Origin of the sequence: Paenibacillus sp. GYB004 (assembly GCF_036577605.1) — a bacterium.
Taxonomy (GTDB): domain Bacteria; phylum Bacillota; class Bacilli; order Paenibacillales; family NBRC-103111; genus Paenibacillus_AB; species Paenibacillus_AB oceani.
The window spans coordinates 51610-74292 of sequence record NZ_JARBDB010000065.1 but is presented as its reverse complement, the minus strand read 5'-3'; the positions used below and the strand labels follow the sequence as shown (position 1 = coordinate 74292).

23 protein-coding genes are annotated in these 22683 nt (G+C 57.0%); 7 read left to right on the top strand and 16 right to left on the bottom strand.

All coding sequences use genetic code 11. The features are described 5' to 3' along the window. Positions 1-43 precede the first annotated feature (43 nt). From PV433_RS29330 to PV433_RS29315, 4 genes are read left to right on the top strand one after another with little or no spacing between them, the layout of a single operon-like run. Entirely contained in the window at positions 44-775 is a 732-nt protein-coding gene (locus PV433_RS29330; RefSeq protein WP_190930587.1) for a (Fe-S)-binding protein, read from the top strand. Next, positions 772-2286: a LutB/LldF family L-lactate oxidation iron-sulfur protein gene (locus PV433_RS29325; RefSeq protein ID WP_332075544.1), complete on the top strand. Its 1515-nt coding sequence runs from the start codon at positions 772-774 to the stop codon at positions 2284-2286. The genes PV433_RS29330 and PV433_RS29325 overlap by 4 nt, the downstream gene beginning before the upstream one ends. Continuing rightward, positions 2283-3107, top strand: coding sequence for a LutC/YkgG family protein (locus PV433_RS29320; RefSeq protein WP_332075543.1), 825 nt, complete (start codon positions 2283-2285; stop codon positions 3105-3107). Before PV433_RS29325 ends, PV433_RS29320 begins: the two co-directional genes overlap by 4 nt. 23 nt (positions 3108-3130) lie before the next feature. Continuing rightward, positions 3131-4036 (top strand): fumarylacetoacetate hydrolase family protein, encoded by a 906-nt coding sequence (locus PV433_RS29315; protein WP_332075542.1) that lies wholly within the window; start codon positions 3131-3133, stop codon positions 4034-4036. Between the two features lie 74 nt (positions 4037-4110). Here the strand turns inward: PV433_RS29315 and PV433_RS29310 are convergent, their stop codons facing one another. The 10 genes from PV433_RS29310 to PV433_RS29265 form a co-directional block, all read right to left on the bottom strand. Next, positions 4111-4626, bottom strand: a complete 516-nt coding sequence (locus PV433_RS29310) for a hypothetical protein (RefSeq protein WP_332075541.1) — start codon at positions 4624-4626, stop codon at positions 4111-4113. 677 nt (positions 4627-5303) lie between these two features. Continuing rightward, entirely contained in the window at positions 5304-5945 is a 642-nt protein-coding gene (locus tag PV433_RS29305; RefSeq protein WP_332075540.1) for an SGNH/GDSL hydrolase family protein, read from the bottom strand. A gap of 200 nt (positions 5946-6145) precedes the next feature. Beyond that, positions 6146-6616, bottom strand: a complete 471-nt coding sequence (locus PV433_RS29300) for a hypothetical protein (protein ID WP_332075539.1) — start codon at positions 6614-6616, stop codon at positions 6146-6148. Between the two features lie 114 nt (positions 6617-6730). After that, positions 6731-7504, bottom strand: coding sequence for an SDR family NAD(P)-dependent oxidoreductase (locus tag PV433_RS29295; RefSeq protein WP_332075538.1), 774 nt, complete (start codon positions 7502-7504; stop codon positions 6731-6733). Between the two features lie 33 nt (positions 7505-7537). Beyond that, complete coding sequence (gene rbsD, locus PV433_RS29290) at positions 7538-7924, bottom strand: D-ribose pyranase (RefSeq protein ID WP_332075537.1); 387 nt, start codon at positions 7922-7924, stop codon at positions 7538-7540. After that, positions 7921-8136, bottom strand: coding sequence for a hypothetical protein (locus PV433_RS29285; RefSeq protein ID WP_332075536.1), 216 nt, complete (start codon positions 8134-8136; stop codon positions 7921-7923). Before PV433_RS29285 ends, rbsD begins: the two co-directional genes overlap by 4 nt. Positions 8137-8138: 2 nt before the next feature. Continuing rightward, positions 8139-8801, bottom strand: a complete 663-nt coding sequence (locus PV433_RS29280; RefSeq protein ID WP_332075535.1) for a cyclase family protein — start codon at positions 8799-8801, stop codon at positions 8139-8141. Positions 8802-8816: 15 nt separating this feature from the next. Continuing rightward, positions 8817-9611 (bottom strand): SDR family NAD(P)-dependent oxidoreductase, encoded by a 795-nt coding sequence (locus PV433_RS29275; protein WP_332075534.1) that lies wholly within the window; start codon positions 9609-9611, stop codon positions 8817-8819. A gap of 59 nt (positions 9612-9670) precedes the next feature. Further along, positions 9671-10837 (bottom strand): UxaA family hydrolase, encoded by a 1167-nt coding sequence (locus PV433_RS29270; RefSeq protein WP_332075533.1) that lies wholly within the window; start codon positions 10835-10837, stop codon positions 9671-9673. Next, the gene (locus PV433_RS29265) at positions 10834-11160 is read right to left on the bottom strand and encodes a UxaA family hydrolase (protein WP_332075532.1); all 327 of its coding nucleotides are present in this window, start codon (positions 11158-11160) and stop codon (positions 10834-10836) included. Before PV433_RS29265 ends, PV433_RS29270 begins: the two co-directional genes overlap by 4 nt. A gap of 153 nt (positions 11161-11313) precedes the next feature. Between PV433_RS29265 and PV433_RS29260 the strand changes: the two genes are divergently transcribed. Continuing rightward, positions 11314-12324 carry a LacI family DNA-binding transcriptional regulator gene (locus PV433_RS29260; protein WP_332075531.1) on the top strand — a complete coding sequence of 337 codons (1011 nt, stop codon included), beginning with the start codon at positions 11314-11316 and terminating at the stop codon, positions 12322-12324. Positions 12325-12699: 375 nt separating this feature from the next. On the opposite strand, the gene PV433_RS29255 is transcribed toward PV433_RS29260, so the two are convergent. Continuing rightward, positions 12700-14175, bottom strand: coding sequence for a PstS family phosphate ABC transporter substrate-binding protein (locus PV433_RS29255; protein WP_332075530.1), 1476 nt, complete (start codon positions 14173-14175; stop codon positions 12700-12702). 150 nt (positions 14176-14325) lie between these two features. Here PV433_RS29255 and PV433_RS29250 point away from each other — a divergent pair, with 150 nt between their 5' ends. After that, positions 14326-14835 carry a peptidase inhibitor family I36 protein gene (locus PV433_RS29250; protein WP_332075529.1) on the top strand — a complete coding sequence of 170 codons (510 nt, stop codon included), beginning with the start codon at positions 14326-14328 and terminating at the stop codon, positions 14833-14835. 79 nt (positions 14836-14914) lie between these two features. Here PV433_RS29250 and PV433_RS29245 read toward each other — a convergent pair whose 3' ends face one another. Beyond that, positions 14915-15502, bottom strand: coding sequence for a histidine phosphatase family protein (locus PV433_RS29245; RefSeq protein ID WP_332075528.1), 588 nt, complete (start codon positions 15500-15502; stop codon positions 14915-14917). Positions 15503-15674: 172 nt separating this feature from the next. Here PV433_RS29245 and PV433_RS29240 point away from each other — a divergent pair, with 172 nt between their 5' ends. Then, positions 15675-16919 (top strand): NAD(P)/FAD-dependent oxidoreductase, encoded by a 1245-nt coding sequence (locus tag PV433_RS29240; protein WP_332075527.1) that lies wholly within the window; start codon positions 15675-15677, stop codon positions 16917-16919. An 81-nt stretch (positions 16920-17000) separates the two neighbouring features. Here the strand turns inward: PV433_RS29240 and PV433_RS29235 are convergent, their stop codons facing one another. From PV433_RS29235 to PV433_RS29220, 4 genes are all read right to left on the bottom strand, one after another. Beyond that, on the bottom strand, positions 17001-17867 hold the full coding sequence (locus PV433_RS29235) for a DUF695 domain-containing protein (RefSeq protein WP_332075526.1): 867 nt from the start codon (positions 17865-17867) through the stop codon (positions 17001-17003). Between the two features lie 227 nt (positions 17868-18094). Then, a complete protein-coding gene (locus PV433_RS29230; RefSeq protein ID WP_190930605.1) occupies positions 18095-19168 on the bottom strand; it encodes a Gfo/Idh/MocA family protein in 1074 nt (357 codons plus the stop codon). 255 nt (positions 19169-19423) lie between these two features. After that, positions 19424-20776 carry an ABC transporter substrate-binding protein gene (locus PV433_RS29225; protein ID WP_332075525.1) on the bottom strand — a complete coding sequence of 451 codons (1353 nt, stop codon included), beginning with the start codon at positions 20774-20776 and terminating at the stop codon, positions 19424-19426. Positions 20777-20898: 122 nt separating this feature from the next. Continuing rightward, complete coding sequence (locus PV433_RS29220) at positions 20899-22638, bottom strand: hypothetical protein (RefSeq protein WP_332075524.1); 1740 nt, start codon at positions 22636-22638, stop codon at positions 20899-20901. Between the last annotated feature and the right edge of the window lie 45 nt (positions 22639-22683).

Below are 22683 nucleotides of genomic sequence, written 5' to 3'. Positions count from 1 at the left end.
GTATCAGTTACGAGACTATTCCGAAAGCGAGGCAACCAGCCTTATGAAAGTGTCGCTCTTTATTACATGTCTGGCCGACATGATGTACCCCGAAGTTGGCGAAAGCGTTGTCAGACTGCTCCACAAATACGGGTGCGAGGTGGATTTCCCCGAGCTTCAGACTTGCTGCGGGCAGCCGGCGTTCAACAGCGGCTATCAAGACGAAGCGCGCGTCGTCGCCCGGCAATGGATCAGCGCCTTCGAGCATAGCGATTACGTCGTCTCCCCATCCGGCTCCTGCACCGGGATGATTCATCATTATTACCCGGACTTGTTCCGTGACGAGCCGGAATGGAAAGCGAAGGCCGAGGCGATTATCGCCAAAACGTACGAGTTTTCGCAATTTCTCGTAAAGGTGCTCGGGGTTACCGATGTGGGGGCGTCCTTTGCCGGTAAAGTGACGTATCACCCTTCTTGTCATGCGATGAGACTGCTTGGCATCCGTTCCGAACCGGGACAACTAATGGAGCACGTGCGCGGGATGGAGCTTGTCGATCTGCCCCACTGCGAAGACTGCTGCGGATTCGGCGGTACGTTCGCAGTCAAGATGGCGGACATGTCCGAAGCCATGGTATGCGAGAAAGCGAAAAACGTCCTGGCGACCGGCGCCGAAGTACTCGTCGGCACGGATATGGGCTGTCTGATGAATATCGACGGGCGGCTGAATAAGGAAGGCAAGCCGGTACGCGTAATGCATCTGGCTCAACTGCTGGAGCAAGGAGGAACGGCCCGATGAGTGGAACGGCACAGCACAACGAACAAGCGGACGAATTGGCCAAAATCGGCAGCGGTTTAAAAAAGCGGACCGAAATCGCACTGGGCGACGAGTTTCTGCGCAAGGCGGTCGCCTTTACGACAGATAAGCTGAAGACGGGACGTCTGAAAGCGATGGACGATTTCGGGGACTGGGAGATGTGGCGCGAACGCGGCCGGGCGATCCGCGAGCATGTCGTCTCGCACCTGGATTACTATTTGACCCAATTCTCGGACAATGTCGCCAAAACCGGCGGCCACGTCCATTTTTGCCGGAGCGGCGAGGATGCGGTGCGGACCTTTCTCGATATCGCCCGGAAAGCGGAAGCGAAGCTGGTCGCCAAAGGCAAGTCGATGGTGTCCGAAGAAATTCATCTGAACCACCGGCTCGAGGAGATCGGCGTCGAAGCGGTCGAAACCGATCTTGGGGAATATATCCTGCAGCTCGCGAAAGAAACGCCGTCCCACTTGATCATCCCTGCTATTCATAAAAACAAGCAGCAAATCGCCGACCTGTTCTCCGATCATTCCGGGGAGAAGTTCCCGGCAGAGACGAGGCCACTCGCCGATTATGCCCGCCGCAAGCTGCGGAATATTTTTCTGGAGGCCGACATCGGACTGACCGGCTGCAACTTCGGCATAGCCGAGAGCGGTACCGTTACGCTGGTATCCAACGAGGGCAACGCGCGGATGGTTTCGACGATCCCGAAAATCCACGTCGTCGTCATGGGGATGGAACGGCTCGTTCCAACGTTCGCCGACGTTGAAGTGATGCTGAATCTGCTGGCCCGGAGTGCCACAGGGCAAAAGCTCACCACTTACACCTCGTTCGTCACCGGCCCGAGGAGAGAAGGCGATCTGGACGGACCGGAGGAACTGCACATTATCGTGCTGGACAACGGGCGGTCGTCCCAGCTGGGCGACCCGCAGTTTCAGGAAGTGCTGCACTGCATCCGCTGCGCGGCCTGCCTGAACGTATGTCCCGTCTACAAACACGTCGGCGGTCATACGTACGGCTCCGTATACAGCGGACCGATCGGGGCGGTACTGACTCCGCTGCTGCAACAGGATTACAAGGAAGCCGGCGAGTTGTCGTACGCGTCCAGCTTGTGCGGAGCGTGCTACGAAGCGTGCCCGGTCAAAATTCCGCTCCACGATATGCTGGTCCAGCTGAGGCACCGCAAAGTGAAGCTGAAAATGACTCCGGTCGTAGAGCGAATCGCCTTTAAAACGTACGCCACGACTTTCGGCAACATCACGTTATACAAAATGGCCGGCAAAGCCGCCTATTGGATGCAGCAGCCGCTCCTTCGCGAAGGGTCGATCCGCCGGGCGCCCGGTCCGTTGGCGGGCTGGACGCAGTCCCGTTTCCTGCGCATGAAGTCGAAGCAGTCGTTCCGCGACCGATGGGCGCAGCTGCAGCAGGAGATGAGCCGTACGCCAAACCGGCCGGAAACATCGGGCGGCACTAGCAAAGAGGAGGGACGACCATGAGCCAAGCCGATAACCATTCGCATACGAGCCCGGGTGCAGCCCGAACCGGAGCAGCCGGAACGATCTCCGGCCGCGAAGATTTCATGCGCCATATCGCCCGCAAGCTGGGGCGCTCCGAGCCGATGACAGCGCCACCCGAGCTGCTCGTCACGGGCGTGCCGGAGCCGTACGCGGCGCGGCGCACTACGGTGCAGGAGCGGATCGACCAGTTCTCGGCGAACTGGTCGGCGCTCACCGGCACCGTCTGGACCGCTCGCGCGGCGGATGCGGCCGATGCCGTGCCCGCATGCGCGCGGCGCGTCTGCGCGGAGCGAGGCATCGATCGGGTGTCCCGCTGGGATCACCCCGATCTTGCCGCGCTGCCGCTGGACGACGCGCTGGCCGCGGATGGCATCGCCGTCGTGCCGTGGCGCGCCGATGGCGCAGCTGACGCCGACGCCGAAACAGGCGCGGCTCCCGGCAGCGCATGGATTGCGCGCAGCCCGCTGCTGCGCGCGACCGAGCAGTGCCGGCTCGGCATCGTGTGGGCCGATTACGCGATCGCGAACACCGGCACGCTCGTGCTGCTGGCGCACGGCGGACGCGGCCGTTCCGTCAGTCTGCTGACGGACACGCTGCTCGCCGTCGTCCCTGCCGATCGGATCGTCACGCGGATGGGCGAAGCACTTGAGGCGATCCGCCGCGATTATCCGGAAGCGGCCGCCATGCCGTCGTCGATCAACCTGATTACCGGTCCGAGCCGCAGCGCCGACATCGAGAACGATCTGACGATCGGCATCCACGGCCCGGGCAGTGTGTACGCCGTCATTCTCGAAACCTAACCGGAAAGGAACTGGACGAACCTATGAAATTGGTAACGATTCAAATGGAAACGGGCCCGCAGCTCGGAATAGCGACAAACGAAGGCATTCTTCAGCTTGATAAAGCACTCAGCTTGCTGCCGGACTCGGAAGTGCCTCGTACGACGGAGGAGGCGATCGCAGGCGGTACAGCTGCGATCGGGAAGCTGTCCGCCTATGCTGCCCGGTTGTCCGAACAGCCCTCCGAAACGAAAGCGGCCGTATGGGCCTCGCCTTCCGATCTCGTCTTCGGTCCCTGCGTACCGAATCCGGGCAAAATCATATGCGTCGGCCTGAACTACCGCAAGCATGCGGAAGAGACGAACGCCCCGATCCCGCAATACCCGATCTTGTTCAACAAGTTCAACAATACGCTGAACGGACACCTGGGCGACGTTCCATTGCCGAAAGTGTCGTCCAAAGTCGATTACGAGGCGGAACTGGTCATCGTCATCGGCTCACCTGCCAAATACGTATCCAAAGAAGCGGCACTGAACCATGTATTCGGCTACTGCGCGGTCAACGACGTATCCGCCCGCGATTTGCAGCTGCGGACCCAACAATGGCTGCTTGGCAAAAGCTGCGACGGCTTCAGCCCGCTCGGCCCTTATTTGGTGACGGCCGACGAGGTCGGCGACCCGAATCAATTGGAGATCAAGCTGACGCTTAACGGTGAGGTGCGCCAGCATTCCAATACGTCGGATATGATCTTCTACGTCGACGAAATCGTCAGCTACATCTCGCAGCATATGACGCTGCACCCCGGCGACATCATCCTGACCGGAACGCCGGAAGGCGTCGTGCTCGGACTGCCCGAAGACCAGCAAGTATGGCTCAAGGACGGAGACGTCGTAACCGTCGAGATCGAGAAGCTCGGAACGCTGACGAACCGGTTCGTCAACGAAGCTTGATGCAGAAGAAGCCCGCCCCTGGAATAAAGGGCGGGCTTGTTCTTTTTTTTAAATCGGCCGAGCAATGTAAGAAATTAGGGGCGATATGGGAATAACTCGGCCTCCAACGCTGTCAATAAAGTTTCTAGCGGGCTAGTGGTTAGTAGTTTTGCGGTTTTGCGGTTTTGCGGTTTTGCGGTTTTGCGGTTTTGCGGTTTTGCGGGTTGCGGTTGCGGGTTGCGGGTTGCGGGTTGCGGGTGCGGGTTGCGGTTGCGGTTGCGGTTGCGGTTGCAGTTGCGGTTGCAGTTGCGGTTGCAGTTGCGGTTGCAGTTGCGGTTGCAGTTGCGGTTGCAGTTGCGGGTTGCGGTTGCAGTTGCGGGTTGCGGTCTAGCGGAAGTTTTACTTCCGTTATCTGTTGTGTAGAGCCGGAAATCAGCGTTTAGCGGAACATTTAATTCCTCTATTTCACTCACATCGCGCATATCCCCCAAAAAAGCAAAAATAGCGGAAACCGTAGTTCCGCTATCCTGTGATATTCGCAACTTTTGCGGCAATAGCGGAAACCACACTTCCGCTCTGCTGCAGATAAACGTCGAGCTAAATACTGCCAATCTAAGGCACCCGCTTCGGCTCAACAAACAAATAACAGTCTTTTGCAAGGCTGTCGATTCATTGTGGACAACCAAGTGGAAAGGGAAAAGATTACCTTCTGGCGAGTTTTGTCTGGAATCCCCTACCTTACAATCCTTATTCAATCAAGGGATTCCGGACAACCTGTTTGAGCAGAAGAAGGTAATTTTTCACTTGGAACGGCCTGCTAACACTTCTACACAATGAATCGACAGCCTCTTTTGCAGCCTTCTATTTTCGGCAAATTGGGAAGGCGGAGGTGAATAAAGGCGGTTTGTACCTCTTATTTCCAATCGAATGGTTAAGTCAACACCATTTAGCGAAAATAGAAGCTATAAACCGCTCTTATCTCCTCGCTCACGCTAATTGCAGACAAAATAGAAGGTACAAACCGCTCTTATTCGGCCGCTCCTCCTTCGTCCTCCTCCACTCCGCCTCGTTACCCCGGCCCGCAGTGCCGTGTCACACGTCAGCCGTCTAAATGTGAAGCCCAGAAGCGGCAGTAACCAGTAACCAGTAACCAGCAATCAGTAACCAGCAACTAGTACCCAGCAATCAGCACCAAGCAATCAGCACCAAGCAACCAGCAACTAGCAACCAGCAACTAGCAACCACTAACTAGCAATAGCAACCGGCAACCAGCAGCCAACTACCGTTCTTACAGCGCAGCCGCAGCGCCGACCGCCTTCAGCCAAGCTTTGGCGATCAGAGCGTGGCCGGCGGGCGACGGGTGAACGCCGTCCGGCGCCCAATACGAAGGTGTAGCCGATGTGGACGCCTGAGCGAACAACCCGTCCAGCGGAACGAGCTTCGCGCCGAATTCGCGGGCCAGATGGCGGACGACGTCGATTTTCGGGTCCAAATCTTCGCGCCACTTTTTCCGGTCCTCCGGTACGGGCAGCACGAACGGCTCGACCATGATGATGCCGGCTCCCAGCTCTTCCTTGGTACGGGTGAGCAGTTGGCGGTACTCCTTCTCGAATTGCTCCGCTGACGTTTCGTCGCCCCGGTCGTAACGTCTCCATGTATCGTTGATGCCGATGTAGATCGACACCCAGTCCGGACGCAGTTCGATGCAGTCGGCGTCCCAGCGGCCGACCAGATCTTTCGCGCGGTTGCCGCTAATTCCCCGGTTCATAAATCGGACCTGCAGCTCCGGATAAGCGGCCGCGAACAACGCAGCCGTCATCAGCGCATAACCTCTCCCCAGATCGGCGGACGCCTCTTTATTGCGCCCCGCGTCGGTAATGCTGTCACCCTGAAAAAGGACAGTGTCTCCTTGCTTGATCTGCAGCTCCATCTCGATTGCCCCTCCGCCTTCTCATTTTTTCCGGTATGCATACCCGATAAATCCGCGAAATACGAGCTCGATGTCTTGTCTAAGCTGCTGTACAAACTTGCGATCCGGATTCAGACCGATGAGATTATCCCGACCGGAACCCGTGCGCGAGCAGAAGCAGGACACACCATCCGGGCATTGAAACGTTCAGCCGCCCCTGATTATTCCAGCAGCCTCTTCCGTTCCTTGTTGGCCCGGGCCAGCATGTCCTTGCTGTATACCGTAACTTCCCCTGCAGATTCCGCATGAAGGACCGAATACACCGTGATCGTCTCCGGATCGGGGGTCGCCGAGGAGAGCAAGCTCCACAGCTCGAAATAATACGTCTGCTTACCGTCCAGCTCGAGCACGAAACCTTGCCTCATCTTATGGCCGTCCAGTTTGGCAAACAACGTTTTCTCCGAGACTTTCAGCTCGGACCCGTTCCACTGATACGAAGCGGTGTCTGTTTCATGAAGCAGCCGTTCGCCCTGAACAAGCGTTCGTCTGCCTCCCGCTTCCGTCGTTCGTTCGGCTTGATACAAAGCGAACCGGATCTTGTCCTTGGACGAGCTCCCGACATTCTCCATAACGATCCACCATGCTACGAGTACGAACGAAACCGCCAAGATAACGAAAGTCCATCTTTTCACGCGGTGTCCCCCGGCTATCGTAATGGATGATTCCGCCTTACATCCCCATCCATTTTATTCCACGGCAGACGCTTTGTAAATAACGATTATGCCCGAAACCGGCCTGGCATCCAACTACGCGTTTTTGCCAAAAACGACCCCACCGTCGATATAAAGCGGGGAGCCCATCATAAATTTCGATTCGTCGGAGGCAAGGAACAACGCGGCGTTTGCCACATCGGCAGGCTTGCCGAGATCGCCGCTCAACTGCCGCTTCTTCAGCGATTCGATCGCCGCTTCCGGATCGTCGTAGGACGTCTTCAAATAGTTCTCGACGAACGGCGTCATAATCGTGCCGGGCAGCAGCGCGTTGATCCGGATGCCGTACGGCGCATAGTCGACCTGCATCGACTTCGTCAGCGACAGCACCGCTCCCTTGGTAGCAGCGTACGAAGCTCTGCGCGCCAGGCCGATCTCGGCGATGCAAGACGACATGTTGATGATTGAGCCGGACTTCTGCTCCATCATAGGAGGAAGCGCATACTTTGAAGCCAGGTAGACGCCCTTGATATTGACGCTCATGACCCGGTCCCAGGCTTCCGGTTCGATTTCGTGCAGCATGCCGACGCCGCTTATGCCGGCGTTGTTGAACAACACGTCGATCCGCCCGTACAGCCGAATCGTCTCGTCAATCATCGCCTTCGCGGAGGCAGGGTCGGTGACGTCCGCATGCAGCGCTACAGCCTGTCCGCCCGCCGCTTCGATAAGTCCGGTCGTCTCCTTGGCTTTCTCGAGATCAATATCCGCGACGACGACGATCGCCTGCTCGCGGCCGAACAGCAGCGCCGTCTCCTGACCGATGCCGGAGCCCGCTCCGGTAATTACACATACTTTCTGATGCAGTCTCATCGTAAGTTCTCCTTCCGTTCCCATAAAAATGCGTTATCCCGATACAAGGATAATATTCGCGTATGGCGTGCAATCTCCTGTCCGGATCACCGCACGGGATTCGGGACACAGCCGTTTAAATGTAACATGGGGTACGGCCATAATCGCAATATGCGGAAATTGCCGCTTCAGCAGCTCGTAACGTTCCGGACTCGCCTCGATCATCTCTTCCGTGACGATGATCCGATCGATCACGAACTCCTTGTCGACGGCCGTCAATACATCCACAACCGTCGGGATATCGTCGACCAGCGCCAGGTCGAGGCGCTCCGGCCCCGGAGGAACAGGAAAGCCGCGATCGCATACCGTAAGCATGTCGGTATGACCGGTTTCCGCCAATATGCGGCTAAGCGTGGGATTTAAGATGCCGCCTCGTTTCATCGCTTCATCTCCCCTTCCGATCCTTCCAAAACCTGGTTCCGCTGATCCAGCGTAATTTGTTCACGCAACGAAGGGAGCGGCCGCTTCAAATAAAACCGCTCCTTGCCGTCCACGGCCGTCACCCCTACAAGCTCCCAGCCGTCCAAGCCCAGCTCGTTCAGCTTGGCGCTTGTATCGGTATCGCAATATTCCCAGCGGAGCCATCCCGCCATCTTTATTCCTCCATTCGGAACGCGACGACCCGGGCGGGCGCGCCGCTGCTGTCCCTGATTTTGACCGGCATCGCGAACACGTGCCAGTTGCCTGCCGCGAGCTCGGGTTCGTCCAGTTGCAGCCCTTCCGCAACCCAAATGTCCGCACCGAGCAGCAGCCGATGCGTCTCCCGGTTCTCGTCCCCCGTGCCGCCGATGCTGAAATGATCGATGCCGACCCCGCGGACTTGATGCCGGACCAGCAGACGGGCCGCTTCATTCGAAACGTAAGGAGAGCCGAATACCCATTCCTTCGACCAGCTCCGCTTTTCTCCCCAGCCGGTATACAGCAGCACGATCGTCTCCTCGTTCATCCGCTCCGCATACGGCTCCAGATCCGCCGCCGTAATTGGCTCCCCGGCCTGCTTTCCGTTCAGCGGAATGAACAGCGCCGGACCTTGAAACCGGTCGACCGGATACCGGTCCAGCGTCTTGGAGAAATCGCCCAGATGCGCCGGCGCGTCCATATGCGTACCCGAATGCAGGTTCATCGTAAGTTTTTCCAGCGTCCAGCCGTCCCGCGCGCCGATCAGCAAGTACTCCAGCTTCGGCGGCTCGAACTCGGGGAGAACCGGACTGTTATGGTACAGCTCCTGCGACAAATCCACCATTTTACCGATCCGCATAGCGCTGCCTCCTTTTTAACGGTCCATGTGGTCGTCCGGCTGCGCAGCCTTTACGGTCAGTCCTCCGTCCACCATCAGCAAATGCCCGTTCACCTGCATCGCTTCGTCCGAGGCGAGGAACACGACCGCATCGCCGATCTGCCTGGCCGTCCCGAGCCGTTTCATCGGATTCGCCTCTACCTCTTTGCGCCGGATCTCCGGATCGGCCAAAAAGTCGGTGCACATATCCGTGTCGACCGTGCTCGGCCCGACCGCATTAACGTTGATGTTATACCGGCCAAGCTCGATTGCCATGCCTTTCGTCAACATGTGCGCCGCCGCTTTGGACGACTGGTAATGCGGAATGACCGGACTGGTCACCATCAGGCTGGCGGTCGACAGCACGTTGACGATTTTGCCGTAACGTCTCTCGGTCATACCGGCCGCGGCCCGCTGGGAGCACAAAAAGATCGATTTGACGTTCGTATTGTACGTCCGGTCCCACGTTTCTTCCTTGATTTTCAAAAACGGCTCGAACGGAGCGATCCCGGCGTTGTTGACCAAAATATCGACCGGCCCCAGCTCGCTCTCGATCTGCTCGAACATTGCTTCCACCTGCTCCTTCACACCTACGTCCGCCCGGACGACCATCGCTTTGACGCCGAGCGTCTCGGCCTGCTCCTTTACCTTCTCGGCCAGTTCACGCGACCGCTCCGATGTATAATTCACAGCGACATTCGCGCCTTCCTCCGCCAGCCGGATGACGACCGCCTCGCCGATGCCGCGGCTTCCTCCCGTTACCAGCGCGACTTTGTTACTCAATCGTTTCATTTGAACGCATCCTCTCCGTTGTCTGGATACCGCTACCGCTGCCCAGTGCCGCCGTCAGCCTACAAGCTAGGACCGATCCGGTTAATGCTGAACTCGGTATGTCCGAGAATTTCCGCCTTTGTCAATTTCCCGTCGCTAATCTCGCGGATTTCCTGCCAGATCCGTTCTCCCGCCTCTTCGAGCGCAAGTGTGCCGCTTAACATATCGCTCACATCGACGTCCATATTGTCGGTCATCCGCTCGTACATTTTTTTGTTGCCGGTAATTTTAATGACCGGAATTACAGCAGATCCGGTCGGCGTACCGCGTCCGGTCGTAAAACAGACGATGTGCGCGCCGCCCGCCGCCATGCCGGATACGCATTCAATATCGTTGCCGGGGGAATCCATAAAGTACAGGCCTCTCTGTGGAATCGTCTCGGCATACTCGATGACGCCTTCGATCGGCGCGGTGCCGCATTTGGATATGCAGCCAAGCGACTTCTCCTCGATCGTCGACAGCCCTCCGGCAATATTGCCCGGACTCGGGTTGCCGCCGCGCATATCCGCGCCCATCCGTTCCACTTCCTTCTCGAACCGGTCGACGATATGATACAGCTTCTCCGACACGTCCGATGTCCGGCAGCGCCCGGCGAGTACATGCTCGGCGCCGATAATCTCCGTCGTTTCGCCGATGACGACTGTTCCGCCCTCCTGGATCAGGCTGTCAGCAGCCGCACCGAGCGCCGGATTGGAAGCCAGCCCCGACGTCGCGTCGGAGCCGCCGCACTTGACGCCGAGTTTCAGCTCGCTTAGCGGAATCGCCGTCTTCTCCATCTCATCCAGCTGCCCCCGCATACGCCGCGCCAGCTCGGTGCCGTGCTGGATCGCCTTGACGGAGCCCCCTACAGATTGGATGTCGAACACTTCGACAGGTTTACCGGTAACCTTAATTGCTTCGGCCAACTCCGCCGGATCGATCACTTCACAGCCGAGGCTGATAATGATGACGCCCCCGACATTCGGATTTTTGCCTGTGCCCGCCAGCACGTCGAACGTCCGCTGCTTATCCGCCCCGATCTGGCTGCAGCCGTGCTGATGCGGAATCGCCACCGTCTCCGGTACGAGCTGGGTAATGCGGCTGCACACTTGGTTGGCGCATATTACGGTCGGGATGATCAACAAATGATTACGAATGCCGGCCTCTCCGTTCGGCCTGCGATATCCGAGAAATGTGTTTCCGCTCATATCGATTCCGCTCCCTTCGCCTTGTCCCCGCGTCCGCGGATGCCTTCGATATTGTGCACATGCACATGGGCACCCTTCGGAATCGCTGTCGTCGCCTGTCCGATGACTTCGCCGTATTTGCGTACTTTCGCGCCTGCTTCGATATCCGTAATCGCGATCTTATGACCAAACGGAATCGGCTCCGAAGCGGTAAGCGCTTCCTTTCCGCCCGGCACCATATAATGAAGCGTCTCTCCAGCTGTTATGTCCCTTATAGCGGTCGCCACATGATCCGCGGCGTCCATGACGAGCGCATCGGCTCCAGCCTGAATGTGTCCTGCCATCGTCCCGACATCCTTTCGTATTCGAATAAGTTTATCGATAACCCCAATCTAACAAGGTTTTCACTTGCTGTCAATCGTTTTGTTCCTGTACAATGTGAATAATCCAATCACACCGATTTATCGGTAACTTCATGCTGCGAAGGAAGAGAACTGTTGGTCACCATATATGATATTGCCAAGCAAGCGAATGTGTCCGCCATGACCGTGTCCAAAGTCATTAACAATACCGGTAAGATCAGCGAGAAAACCCGGAGCCGCATCAAAAAGATTATGGAAGAAATGAACTACGTGCCCAACTCGATGGCGCGCAGTCTCGTGCTGCAGGAAACGAAGATGCTGTCGCTGCTCATCCCGGACATCACGAATCCATTTTTTACGACACTGGCCCGCGGCGCAGAGGATGCCGCCATGCGGCTCGGCTACAAGCTGCTGTTCGGCAACAGCGACGAAAGTCTCGCAAAGGAAAAAGAATACGTCGACATGATTTTGTCGACGCGGGTGGACGGCGTGCTGTTCTCCGCCGCTTCCGATCTGTCCGGTCCGCATCTGCAGACGCTCCGCCTGCACCGGATCCCGTTCGTCCTGCTCGACCGGGCCGTTCCCGGCCACGAATGCGACACCGTCACGGGCGACAGCCGGGAAGGCGCGCGCAAGCTCGTCGAGCATCTGATCTCGCTCGGCCACCGCCGCATCGCGCTCGTGAACGGCTCGCTGGCCGTATCGACCGCCAGAGACCGGCTGGCCGGGTACAAGGACGCTTTGAAACTTAACGATATTGCCGTCGACGACACACTGCTGCTGGAGTCGAACTACAAACATTTCGAGGACGGACCGCTGCTGCGCTCGATGCTGGAGCTGCCCGATCCCCCGACCGCCGTGTTCGCGGGCAACAACTTCCTCGCCGTCGGCCTCATCCGCAAGCTGCTCGAGCTGGGCGTCCGGGTACCGGAGCAAATGTCCGTCGTCTGCTTCGACGACCTGGGAGCATCGGTCATCGATCCGTTTTTTACGGTCGCCTCGCAGCCCGCTTACCAGTTCGGCGCGATGGGCATCCAACTTCTGGTCGACCGGATCAAGGGCGCGACTACGCCGGAGTGGAAAAAAATCGTGCTGCCTTCCGAGCTCGTCGTCAGAGGCTCATCCGCCCCGCCGCCTGCCGGATAAGCAAGCAAGAAAGCCGTCCGGTATTGATGATACCAGGGCGGTTCTTTTGCGCGCAAACCTATCCGTTGATGCGTGGAAGGAAGGGATGGGTCCCTACGCTCCAGCCGCCCGTTGATGAGGTTTTGTTGGGTACACTCCGGCTACAAATGAGACCCGTAATTAGCTTTCTTCGAGCTGACCTGTTCAGATGCGCCGAATACGTAAAAACGTAAGTACGGGCTCTTTCACAATTAAGAGTCTCTGGCATCCTCTATTTTCGGCCTTTTCGAGAAATTCATGCAAATAAAGGCGGTTTGTACCCCTTATTTCAACCCATCGGGTGGGGTTGCGCCCTCTTCACCGATTTTTAGAGCCTCAAACCGCTCTTATCCACTTTTATCCGGTTCCTTCCCGAATCGGGATAAAACCGCCTCTCTCGATCGCTTGGCTGCCCGCTTCGCTTTGGAGCCAATCCAGCATCCGGGACGCCGGGCTGTCCGGCGGCTCATCTTCGCGCGTGACCGCATACAGGACGGCCGTATACGGGTACGTCCCCGCGCGGATCGTCTCCTTGCTGGCCGCAACGCCGTTCACCGCGACAAACTTGACGCTCTCCCTCCTGTGCATCTCGCTGGCAAAATAATAAAACGAATAGCCGAGCGCATTTCTCGCGTTGGAGTAGGCCGCCACTGTATCGATCAGTCCTCCCATGCCGGTTATTTTGCGTTCCTTCGGCGCTTCCGCCAAATGGCCTCCTTGCATCACCTTCGACTCCATATACGTCTGGCTGCCGGAGTTCGGCTCCCGCTGAAAAGCAACGATCGCCTCGTCCGCTCCCCCAACCTCGCTCCAATTTGCAACTTGGCCGGCATAGATGTCGCGGATTTGCTGCACGGTTAGGCTGCCGACCGGATTATCCCGGTGGACGAGGAAAATAAATGCATCCTTGCCGATCGGGGTTAGCTTCATTCGAACACCTCTGGATTCGGCCAAACGGCGCTCCTCCTCCGAAGGACCGGCCGCGAGGATCAGGTCCGCTTTGTGGTCAATCAGATTCAGATAGGCGTTATGCGTCGTATGAAAATGAACGAACAGCTCGGTCTGCGGCCGGTTCATGCCGGTCAGCCGGTGCGCCAGCTCCCTTCCCAGCGGAATGGCGGCAGTCGCGCCGTCCACCTTCGGGTAGGTCTGAACGGATAAGGGATACGTCCGCGGCAGCAGCAAACCAACCGCCAGCACGGCCGCAAGCGCGGCCGGGAAGGAGAGCAGCCCTAGGATCACCTTCCATAAGTCCGCCCGGTTTCGCCGCAAATAAACGAGCAGGAAGGCGCCGCACGCGGCGAATAGGCCCGGTGCCGCTGCCGCAGCAAGTCCGATATATTTGACGGAGAAGGCAGGAACATAATGACGGATATGTTCGATCAGAGGCGACGCCCAATAAGCGTACACCCAATAGAGAAACCATTCGGAGCCCTCCATGCCGTCCATCGGCCCTTCGCTGATGCGATAAGCCGCGTACCAGATGACCGGGCCCAGCAGAGTCATCGGTATCGTGCAGACATAAACAAACAGCGGTCTTCTTCGGCTAAAGGCTGCCAGCATCATACCGGCCGTACCGAATAAAAGCGCTGCCGCAAATCCGTATATCAGCTTGAGCGACCATAAGCCCATGTCGTTTAATCGTTCCGTTTCGATCCGCGAAAAGGCGCCGTTTTCGATGACGGCGGCCAGAAGTACAGTCAGCACGAAGTAAAAGATGCCGTATAAGATACTCATTCCCGCCGCATCCGCCAGCTTGCCCGCAAAACCTTCCCGCTTCCGGGGAGCCGGCGGCAGCGGCGCTGCGGAACCTTTCTCCTCCGCTGTTGTCATGGACATCGCCCCATTTCTCAGCCTTAAGCGCTCAGGCTCTTCTCTATGAAACTAAACTCTCTTATATTAGCCTCTTTCTTGCCGTTCAGGTCATCCATACAAGCTACATCCGTTCGAAGACATACACTGTACGCAAAAGGAGGAGATTACATGAAGCGAACCATTCCATCAAAAACGGCAATCAAAAAAGCAGCAATCCAAAAAGCAGCAGTCAAAAAAATAGCAGCCAAGAAAACGGCGGCTAAAAAAGCAACGGCGAAAAAAGCGGTCATCGCCCAACGGCTGCCTTCGCTTTCGTTATGGAGCGACATCAACTTTTCGGGGAGACGCCTCCGGTTCCGCGGCAATATCGGAGTGCGCAGTCTGGTCGTTTTCAACTATAATGACGTTTTGTCCAGCTTTGAAGTGGACGGCACGAATCAGAGCACGCTCGTCCTGTTCCAGGACGCCAACTATCAGGGTGCCCGCCGTGTGTTCCGCGGCTCGACCGCGATCGCCAATCTCGGCGACTTCAACGATCTGGCGTCTTCCTTCGTCTTGTCCCGCGGCCGGTTAAGCGATGCGCAGATCAACCGGATTCAAAATCGCGGCACGGCGCCCGCGAACTTTGCTGAAGTATTCTCCAACGGAGTGCTGCGGCGTTCCAAATCCGTGAAGTAACCTATGCTTCGCGGCCTGTTGCCATCCCGCCCCGAGCCGGCCCGCCCTATGCGCGGTGTCCGGCTTGGCGGGTTTCGGTCTAGCCGTCCGCCTGCTCCAAATGCTTCGTGCAGTTGAATAGCTCGCACGCCCACGTGCCGTCGCCGGCTTTACGCACCAGCGTTACCGACGTGTTTCCGATAAAAGAAAACGTTTCGCCGAGCGGGACCAGCCTCCGTATCGTCTGGCCGATCAAGCCGCCGTGACTGACGACCAGTATCCGCTTGCCCGGATGAAGCGCGGCTATTTCCTCCAACGCCTGCACGCCGCGGTCCGCAACCGATTCCCGCGGTTCCGCGCCGAGATCAAGCTTTTTCCAGTCCGCTCCCCACTTGCTTACCCGATCCTCTTCGGTCGTCCCTTCGATCTGCCCCAAATTCACTTCGCGCAGCCTGATATCGGTCCGAACCTCGATGCCTCTGCCCTCAATCGCTTTACGAGCCGTCTCCAGGGCGCGGATCAGATCGCTGCTGTACACGGCGTCCCAGGATTCGTCGAGCAAACGGCGAGCCAGCCGCTCCGCCTGCCTTCTTCCCTCTTCGTTCAGAGGAATATCCGTATGCCCTTGCGCCCTCCACTGCAAATTCCAGTCGGTAATCCCGTGCCTAACCAATCCGATTACAGTCATCGTCAGCCCTTCGCCTCCTCTGGTTTCGTTTACGCCTGCTTTGGGTTGTAAAGTATTATTTTAACAAAAATCGTTCATTCCTGTATATCCTTTGTTCGTTGACGTTTCAAAAATGCCTGATACGGGGTAAGCCTTAACTGTTGAGACTGACGTGCAGAGAGGAGACAGATCCATGAATGACTCCAGACCCTTAAACAACGGTTCCGTATACTGGCCTGCAACTTTAAATCATGCTCCGGAATACCCCGCTCTCCGGCAGCGAATATTTACCCGCGTGGCGATTGTCGGCGGTGGGTTGACCGGCGCGATCTGCGCCGCCGTACTGGCCCGGGCCGGCATCCCGGCCGTACTTCTTGAAGGCGGCAAGGCCGCCTCGTCCAGCACGGCGGCCAGCACCGGTCTGATCCAATATTCGAACGACATCATGCTGAGCAAACTTGCGGAGCGAATCGGAGTGGTGGACGCCGCCGCTTTTTATCACGAATGCCGGCTTGCCGTCCGTGCTTTGCATGAGCTGGCCTCGGAGTCGGAGCTTGATACCGGCTTCCAGTTGCGCAGCAGCGTCTACTGCGCTTCATCGGACGAGGACGCAAGCCGGCTGAAGCGGGAGTACGATCTGCTGAGCAAGCACGGATTTCCGGTCGACTGGGGACTTCCTTGCCGGGTGGGAGGAGCTTTTCCGGAGTTATATCCGACCGCGCTCATTACATACGGCGACGCCGAGCTGAACCCGGTGCGGTTCACGCACGGCATGCTGGCGGCAGCTTCGCGTTGCGGCGCCCTGCTGTTCGAGAATACGAAGGTGCTGGACGTGAGGCGCCGGAGCGGAACGTTCGTCCTGCATGGCGAACATGGAGAAATTGTCGCCAACCATCTCGTTCGCGCTACCGGCTACATACCCGGAATCGGCTCCGTCTCCAGCTCCGGCTCGCCCGACGTGAAGCCGGTCCTGAAGCAAACTTATGCGCTGGCGACCTCACCGGGCAGCCTGCCTTCGAGTTGGCCGGACAGCTATATGATGTGGGAGACGGCAAGACCTTACTTTTATTTCCGGACGACGCCGGACGGCCGGATTATCGCAGGCGGCATGGACACGGACTGCCCCGCGCCAGGCAGAAGCTCCGCAAGCCTCGAATCGGGCACAAACCTGCTGCTGTCCAAGCTGACGCAGCTGTTTCCGGAAACGGCGTGGGAGGCGGAGCACGCCTGGTGCGGAACGTTCGGGGAATCGGAGGACGATCTCCCCTTCCTGGGGGAAGACTCCGAGCAGCCCGGACTGTTCCATGCACTCGGCTGCGGCGGAAACGGAACCGTATACGGCATGATCGCCGCCAACATGCTGAAGGATCACATTCGCGGCCAAACCCATCCGCTAGCCCGGCTGCTGAACCCGAGACGAGCCAGAATGGCTGTGTAACAACGATTGGCGCCAAAGTCCCGGAATAAGACGAGTCCCGTATCCGGTACGCCGGATACGGGACTCATCTTATTCATCGCATCAGAGCCGGGCGAACAGCATCGCCGCCGTCGACAAGAGCAGCAGGGCGCCCGCCAGCAGCAGCAGCCTTCTGCCTCCGATCTTATCCGTCAGCCTGCGCCACAGCTTCTGCCGGATGTCGGTTCCCCAGCCCTCGTATTTGCCCGAGAACGAATGAGTGAGGTTGTACAGCTCGCGGACCGAATCGTTCATCGCTTTGACGGCGATCGGATGGATCTTGCTCAGGATGAGCGTATGCGGATATGTCGCCTTGTTCGCGTCCATGTCCGAATTCACGACTGTGTAGCCGAGCTGCTTCGCCTCGTCCGCCGCTTTGCGCAGATCGTCACCGCTTGCGAAGCGGAGCCAGTGATACACTTCCCGGGGGATGCCGAACCGATCCCCCTTCTCCGCCAGCGATTGGAGCAGCACATTATTTTTCGAATACAGTTTCTCGACCTGATTCGGTTTCAAGTATTCGTAGAACGACCAGTCCGCGTCTTCGCGCTCGGAAGCGATCCACCGGTACTTCGGATATTCCGCCATCACCTTCTCCGCCAATTGGCGGTGGGGCGTACCTCCCGGCTTCGCATAATAATAAAACTCCAGCCGGGATTCGGTATTGATGCGGCCGATATACACAGCTTGCAGGGAGTCGGAAAATATATGTTCCAGACGTCTCTCCAGAATGCCCAGCTTTCCTTGCGCAGTATCCCGCTCCTCCTTGTCCGTCGCGATCGCATACAGATTAATGACGATCGAGAGCAGACGGGAAAATCCGGGAAGCGGCGTTTGTCCGGAATGAGACGCATCGATGAGCACGTTCATCTGTTCCTTCTGATCGGTAGTGCGATGAAAGTAGTCCCACTGTTTCGACTTGATTGCCATGGATTCATCCCCTGTTGCGGCCAAATTCATTCAATATTCGGGGTTGCGTAAACCATTCTACGTCAACGTCTCCTATCTGTAAACCGCAAATCCAATAGTTGCGGCTTAAATTTATTAAACCGGAATTGCGCCGAATTAACCGGATTGGAGAAATATATCCCGCCGCAACAGGAAAAAACCGGGGAGCCGTTTTCGTCGGCTACACCGGTTTTTCAATAAACCACTATTTATTCGACTACGATCGCATCGCGCTGGGCGATCAGACAAAGCTCCGCCGCCTTGAACGCGTGCGCCTGGGTCATCGCGATCTCGGTCCGGTTCAGGCAGTCCAGGATCAGCTCGCCGAAGAACGGATAGCCGATCTGGCCGCTGACCGCGAAATGCTTCTCGCCTTCGCCGTTTACGAGGTACAAATGGTTGCCTTCCTTCGTGCGGGCGATGTCGATATATTTACGCAGCTCGATATACCCTTCCGTTCCCATAATAATCGTCCGCCCGTCTCCCCAAGTGCCGAGACCGTCCGGCGTCAACCAGTCGACGCGGAAATAGTTCGTCGCTCCGTTATCTCCGACAAGCGTCGCGTCCCCGAAATCTTCCAGCTCGGGATATTGCTTGCATTTGTAGTTCGCCACTTTGCTATGTACGACCTTGGCGTCTTGGCAGCCGGAGAAAAACAAAAACTGCTCGATCTGATGGCTGCCGATATCGCACAAAATGCCGCCGTACTTTTCTTTCTGGAAAAACCAGTCGGGCCGGGACGGAGCGTTCAGCCGGTGCGGACCGGTGCCGATTACTTGCACGACGCGCCCGATCGCGCCTTCCTTAATAAGCTGTCCGGCATAGATCGCGCTCTCGACATGCAGCCGCTCGCTGTAATAAACCATATATTTAAGCCCGGTGCGGCTCGTCATCTCTTTGGCGGCGGCTAGCTGCTCCAGCGTGGTGAACGGCGTTTTGTCGGTAAAATAATCTTTGCCGTGCTCCATCGCGCGAAGTCCAAGCGCACACCGCTCGGAAGGTACCGCAGCGGCCGCAATCAGCTTGACTTCCGGATCTTCCAGCACTTGACGCTCCGATTCCGCAACGTTCACCTTGGGAAATCTGGCGCAAAACGCCTGAACCTTGGCCGGGTCCGGATCGTAGACCCACTTCAGTGTAGCGCCCGCCTCGGTCAAGCCGTTGCACATGCCGTAGATATGCCCATGATCGAGCGCCACGGCGGCAAAGACGAATTGCCCGGGTTCGACTACCGGTTTCGGTTTTCCTTGCGGGGCGTAGTTCATGCCGTCGCTTTTCTGCATGCCTAAAGCTCCTCCTCCACGCTTTCTGTGCGAAAGCTCCACATTTTCCAATTATCCTCTTCATGCTACCACGGTTGGGACGAATTGTCTTTATCGTGAGTATACAATCCGTCCTCTGAATTAACTCTCATTGGTCAGAATCGGATGTTTCCGGGGAGGAGCTCAGGTGAGGGACACGGCCGGTGCTGCGGACCGGATAGCGGGCAGCCTCTCCTGACGGATCGGAGCGATACGTCCGTCCTTGATCGTAGATGGCTACTGGCTTAACTTGACGATTTCCTGATTGACTTGTTCCGCAGCTTCGCGGAGCGCCGTATTTAAATCTATGCTCCCCAGAATGACGCTGTCCAGTTTGCCGCCCAGAACTCCGTTCGCCATCTGGGTATGTTTGCTGTAGGGTACCGCGGCTGCATATTTCCGAGGGATTAATCCTTTTACATTACGGCCTTTCAAGTCTTCCGTTCCCGTTCCGAACACCTCGAGCACTTTCTGCTGATTCTTCAATACAGGGATTACGCCGATCCGGGCTAGCGACAGTTGAACCTCCTCGCTTGTCATCGCGGCCATGGCCTTGAAAGCTTCCTCTTTATGTTTGCTCGTCGCAGAAAGAGCCATAAAAACCATGTGCGGCATCGAGCCCGTATCCGGCGCTTGCGGAAATTGGGGATACTGGACGGCATCCCAGTTCATCTCGATTCCGGCGCTTTTCTTCGGATAATTGGAAGCATACGTCAGAATGGAGGCCACCGACTGTTCTTTCGTAAACTTCGTATAGGCGCCCGCTCCCGAAGACGCTTTCAAATCATCGGCGTTTGTGGCGATTCCGGGAATTTGATAAAACCTCAGTATATTTTCAAGATACGTTTTCCACCCGCCCGTATCCAATGCCGCCTTGTTCGTTTTCGGATCGATCAAGGGAAGCGACAATTGATTGTTGGACGTATACCCGCCCATCTGATGATTGGCGAATCCTTTGTAGGTCACCCCTCCGTCTTCTCTCGTAATCCTTCGGACCACGTTGTAATACTCGTCCCAGGTCATCCCGTCCTTCAAATAGTCGACGCCGAATTTATCGAAGATATCGCGGTTATACAAAATCGTCAGAGGAATTGTTTTCAAAGGCAGTCCCGGCAGCTTGCCGTTCCCGGCCGCGTACAGCACGCTCAGCACTTCGCTGTCGAGTGCACCCAGATCATAACGATAGTTCCGGACCAGATCGTCAATGTTAGCATCGAGCCCGGCCTCGCTAATATCGCTGAAAACCGGGGGTGTACCCAGGATGAGATCCACCTCTTGCTTCGTAGTCAGCAAATATTGCAAACCTGCCAAATTCCCGCCTTGCTCGTTCTCCAAAAACTTAAACGAAATGTTCGGCTGCTTCTTTACAATCAGATTTCCGATCTCGTTCATAAAACCTTCCCGGCCGAGCCCCGAGAACATGTAATAAACCGTAAGCTCTACCGGCTTGTCGACGTTCAGACTTGCCGTTTTTTCGCCGCCCTGTTCCGGGACTTCTGCTGCACCCGGCTCGGCCTCGTTCCCGGTGCATGCCGATGTCATCATCAATAGCGCCAACAAAGACAACATCGTTCTTTTCCTGATCGCCATAGACGCGCCCCCCATTCATTTTGGCTTACTCGTGGTCGCTACTCCTATCTCGCCCAAACGGTTGTTCCAATGGCTGATTTTCTGATCGTATCCACCTGTATTTGCATCTCCGGCGTAACCTTCTACTGAGGCCGATATACGGCTCTCGCTCTCCGCGTCATCGGGGCAACTGAGGTTGCGGCTTGATCGGCATAATACAGCGTCTCCAGCTCCTCCAAAGCTGCCTCGCAGCGTTCGCTTATGCGAAAATCGTGATGAAGCAGTTCGAAGTCAATGACGCTGCGCAAATAGAGAATTCGCCATCTCCATGAATTCCGGGCTCTAGGCTCCAGCTGGTTCTCGACTTGCGTCAACAATTCGTAAGCTTCCCCAATCCCTTCGGTCCGCTGGATCACGTAACGGGCTTCGTCTCCGGCAGGGCAGTCTTTCGCCGCACCGCTGACGGTTCTTACATACGTCGACTGCATCAGCTTGACCGCTTGAAAGATCGGTTCGACGAACAATGGCGAATATTCATAAGCAATGTACTCCTTGACCGCATCGTCAGCCGTTGTATGCCGATCCCAGTACAGCCGGCAGCAGATGATCTTGTTCATATCTTCGTAGAGCCCTTCCGAATACGGAAATCCGCCCTGAAAAAGCTCCCCCGACTGATCCCATATCGATTGAATATAATCCGGCTGAGGATTGGCGCCCCATCCCCCGTAAGGATGCGTTGCAAACATGCTGATCTCCGGAAACCCGATCAAGGGCAGATTGCCCGGAACGCCATGCTGTCTCAAATAAGGGTCGAGGATGAACCCGGTCCCCGTATCGCAGGTCGTGTTGTAATCCCACAAGAGGTAATCGATCCACGATGCGTCCTCGGCGACGGCTTCGGCGAGCCCGGCCCATTCCTTCCCTTTCCATTCGCCTTCTGTAAAATAATCGAACAGCCAGGTGGAGAGCACGATCTGTACGCCCGGCAAACATTCCCTGGCGGCTGCCGCAGACGCCTTGGATACTTTCAGAAAACCTCCGGCTCCCCAAGGCCTGCAAGCGGAGCACGTACATCCCCCTTGGTCGTACGGAAAAAACCATACGATATCGAGGCCAATGTCGGCAAAAGCGTGAAACAGCTCCCTTTTCCATTCCACCATTCGTTCGATGGCTCCCGGCCGGCTCGGACATAATTCCACGTGATAGTGGCTGCCGAGCCCCCTGCGGTACCCCTCCTGCTTCGTCCAGTCCGCCCGCAGCTCCGGAGGACTGCCCGCATACGCTTCATTGCCGAGCGTCCCCAGGCAGGTCATCAGGCCGAGTTGCTTGGCCGCCTTCAAGAGCGCCCGAAGCCGATCGATGATCTCCGCCGCTGACGGATCATACAGAGACGAATAATGATGCATATCGAACCAGACCGACACCGTGTTGTATCCCCACAACGCTACATCCTCCAGATAAATGATCAGCTCATCGAGCGGGGCATCGTGATAGTAATTATGGAAGTGGGTTGCAAAATAAATGCCGCGGACTTTCGCGTCCGGCACCGAGCTTCCCCGCCAGCTTCCCGGCCTAAACGCTCCTTCCGCATACTGCGCATCTCGAAGCAGCTTTCCGATTCCGTACAACAGTCCTCTTGCATCGTGCCCGGTTACGTTCACCCCGCCTTCCCGGTCCTCGATCGAATAGCCTTCTTCCCCGACTCCGGGCCGGATCTCGAGGCGGATGACAAGGCCATCCTCCCCTCCCTGATTCGCTGCGAAATCCGTAATGACAATGGGCATATCGCCCGACTTCTCGGCGATCTTCCTTCGCATCAGCCTGGCAAGCGGAATCGCCGCTTCCTGAACCCCGGAATATAAAATGCGGACCCGTTCCCTCATTGGACAATCTCCTTCGCTTCTGTTAGTGTGCAATTTCATAATGCC

Excerpts from the sequence above, each read along its gene's own strand:
- PV433_RS29230 (WP_190930605.1), bottom strand. The coding sequence starts at position 19,168 with ATGCAGAAAAGCGACGGCATGAACTACGCCCCGCAAGGAAAACCGAAA.
- PV433_RS29295 (WP_332075538.1), bottom strand. The coding sequence starts at position 7,504 with ATGAGACTGCATCAGAAAGTATGTGTAATTACCGGAGCGGGCTCCGGC.
- PV433_RS29245 (WP_332075528.1), bottom strand. The coding sequence starts at position 15,502 with ATGACTGTAATCGGATTGGTTAGGCACGGGATTACCGACTGGAATTTG.
- PV433_RS29280 (WP_332075535.1), bottom strand. The coding sequence starts at position 8,801 with ATGCGGATCGGTAAAATGGTGGATTTGTCGCAGGAGCTGTACCATAAC.
- PV433_RS29220 (WP_332075524.1), bottom strand. The coding sequence starts at position 22,638 with ATGAGGGAACGGGTCCGCATTTTATATTCCGGGGTTCAGGAAGCGGCG.
- PV433_RS29305 (WP_332075540.1), bottom strand. The coding sequence starts at position 5,945 with ATGGAGCTGCAGATCAAGCAAGGAGACACTGTCCTTTTTCAGGGTGAC.
- PV433_RS29325 (WP_332075544.1), top strand. The coding sequence starts at position 772 with ATGAGTGGAACGGCACAGCACAACGAACAAGCGGACGAATTGGCCAAA.
- PV433_RS29275 (WP_332075534.1), bottom strand. The coding sequence starts at position 9,611 with ATGAAACGATTGAGTAACAAAGTCGCGCTGGTAACGGGAGGAAGCCGC.
- PV433_RS29240 (WP_332075527.1), top strand. The coding sequence starts at position 15,675 with ATGAATGACTCCAGACCCTTAAACAACGGTTCCGTATACTGGCCTGCA.
- PV433_RS29235 (WP_332075526.1), bottom strand. The coding sequence starts at position 17,867 with ATGGCAATCAAGTCGAAACAGTGGGACTACTTTCATCGCACTACCGAT.
- PV433_RS29330 (WP_190930587.1), top strand. The coding sequence starts at position 44 with ATGAAAGTGTCGCTCTTTATTACATGTCTGGCCGACATGATGTACCCC.
- PV433_RS29250 (WP_332075529.1), top strand. The coding sequence starts at position 14,326 with ATGAAGCGAACCATTCCATCAAAAACGGCAATCAAAAAAGCAGCAATC.
- PV433_RS29225 (WP_332075525.1), bottom strand. The coding sequence starts at position 20,776 with ATGGCGATCAGGAAAAGAACGATGTTGTCTTTGTTGGCGCTATTGATG.
- PV433_RS29270 (WP_332075533.1), bottom strand. The coding sequence starts at position 10,837 with ATGAGCGGAAACACATTTCTCGGATATCGCAGGCCGAACGGAGAGGCC.
- PV433_RS29255 (WP_332075530.1), bottom strand. The coding sequence starts at position 14,175 with ATGACAACAGCGGAGGAGAAAGGTTCCGCAGCGCCGCTGCCGCCGGCT.
- PV433_RS29285 (WP_332075536.1), bottom strand. The coding sequence starts at position 8,136 with ATGGCGGGATGGCTCCGCTGGGAATATTGCGATACCGATACAAGCGCC.
- PV433_RS29265 (WP_332075532.1), bottom strand. The coding sequence starts at position 11,160 with ATGGCAGGACACATTCAGGCTGGAGCCGATGCGCTCGTCATGGACGCC.
- rbsD (WP_332075537.1), bottom strand. The coding sequence starts at position 7,924 with ATGAAACGAGGCGGCATCTTAAATCCCACGCTTAGCCGCATATTGGCG.
- PV433_RS29315 (WP_332075542.1), top strand. The coding sequence starts at position 3,131 with ATGAAATTGGTAACGATTCAAATGGAAACGGGCCCGCAGCTCGGAATA.
- PV433_RS29320 (WP_332075543.1), top strand. The coding sequence starts at position 2,283 with ATGAGCCAAGCCGATAACCATTCGCATACGAGCCCGGGTGCAGCCCGA.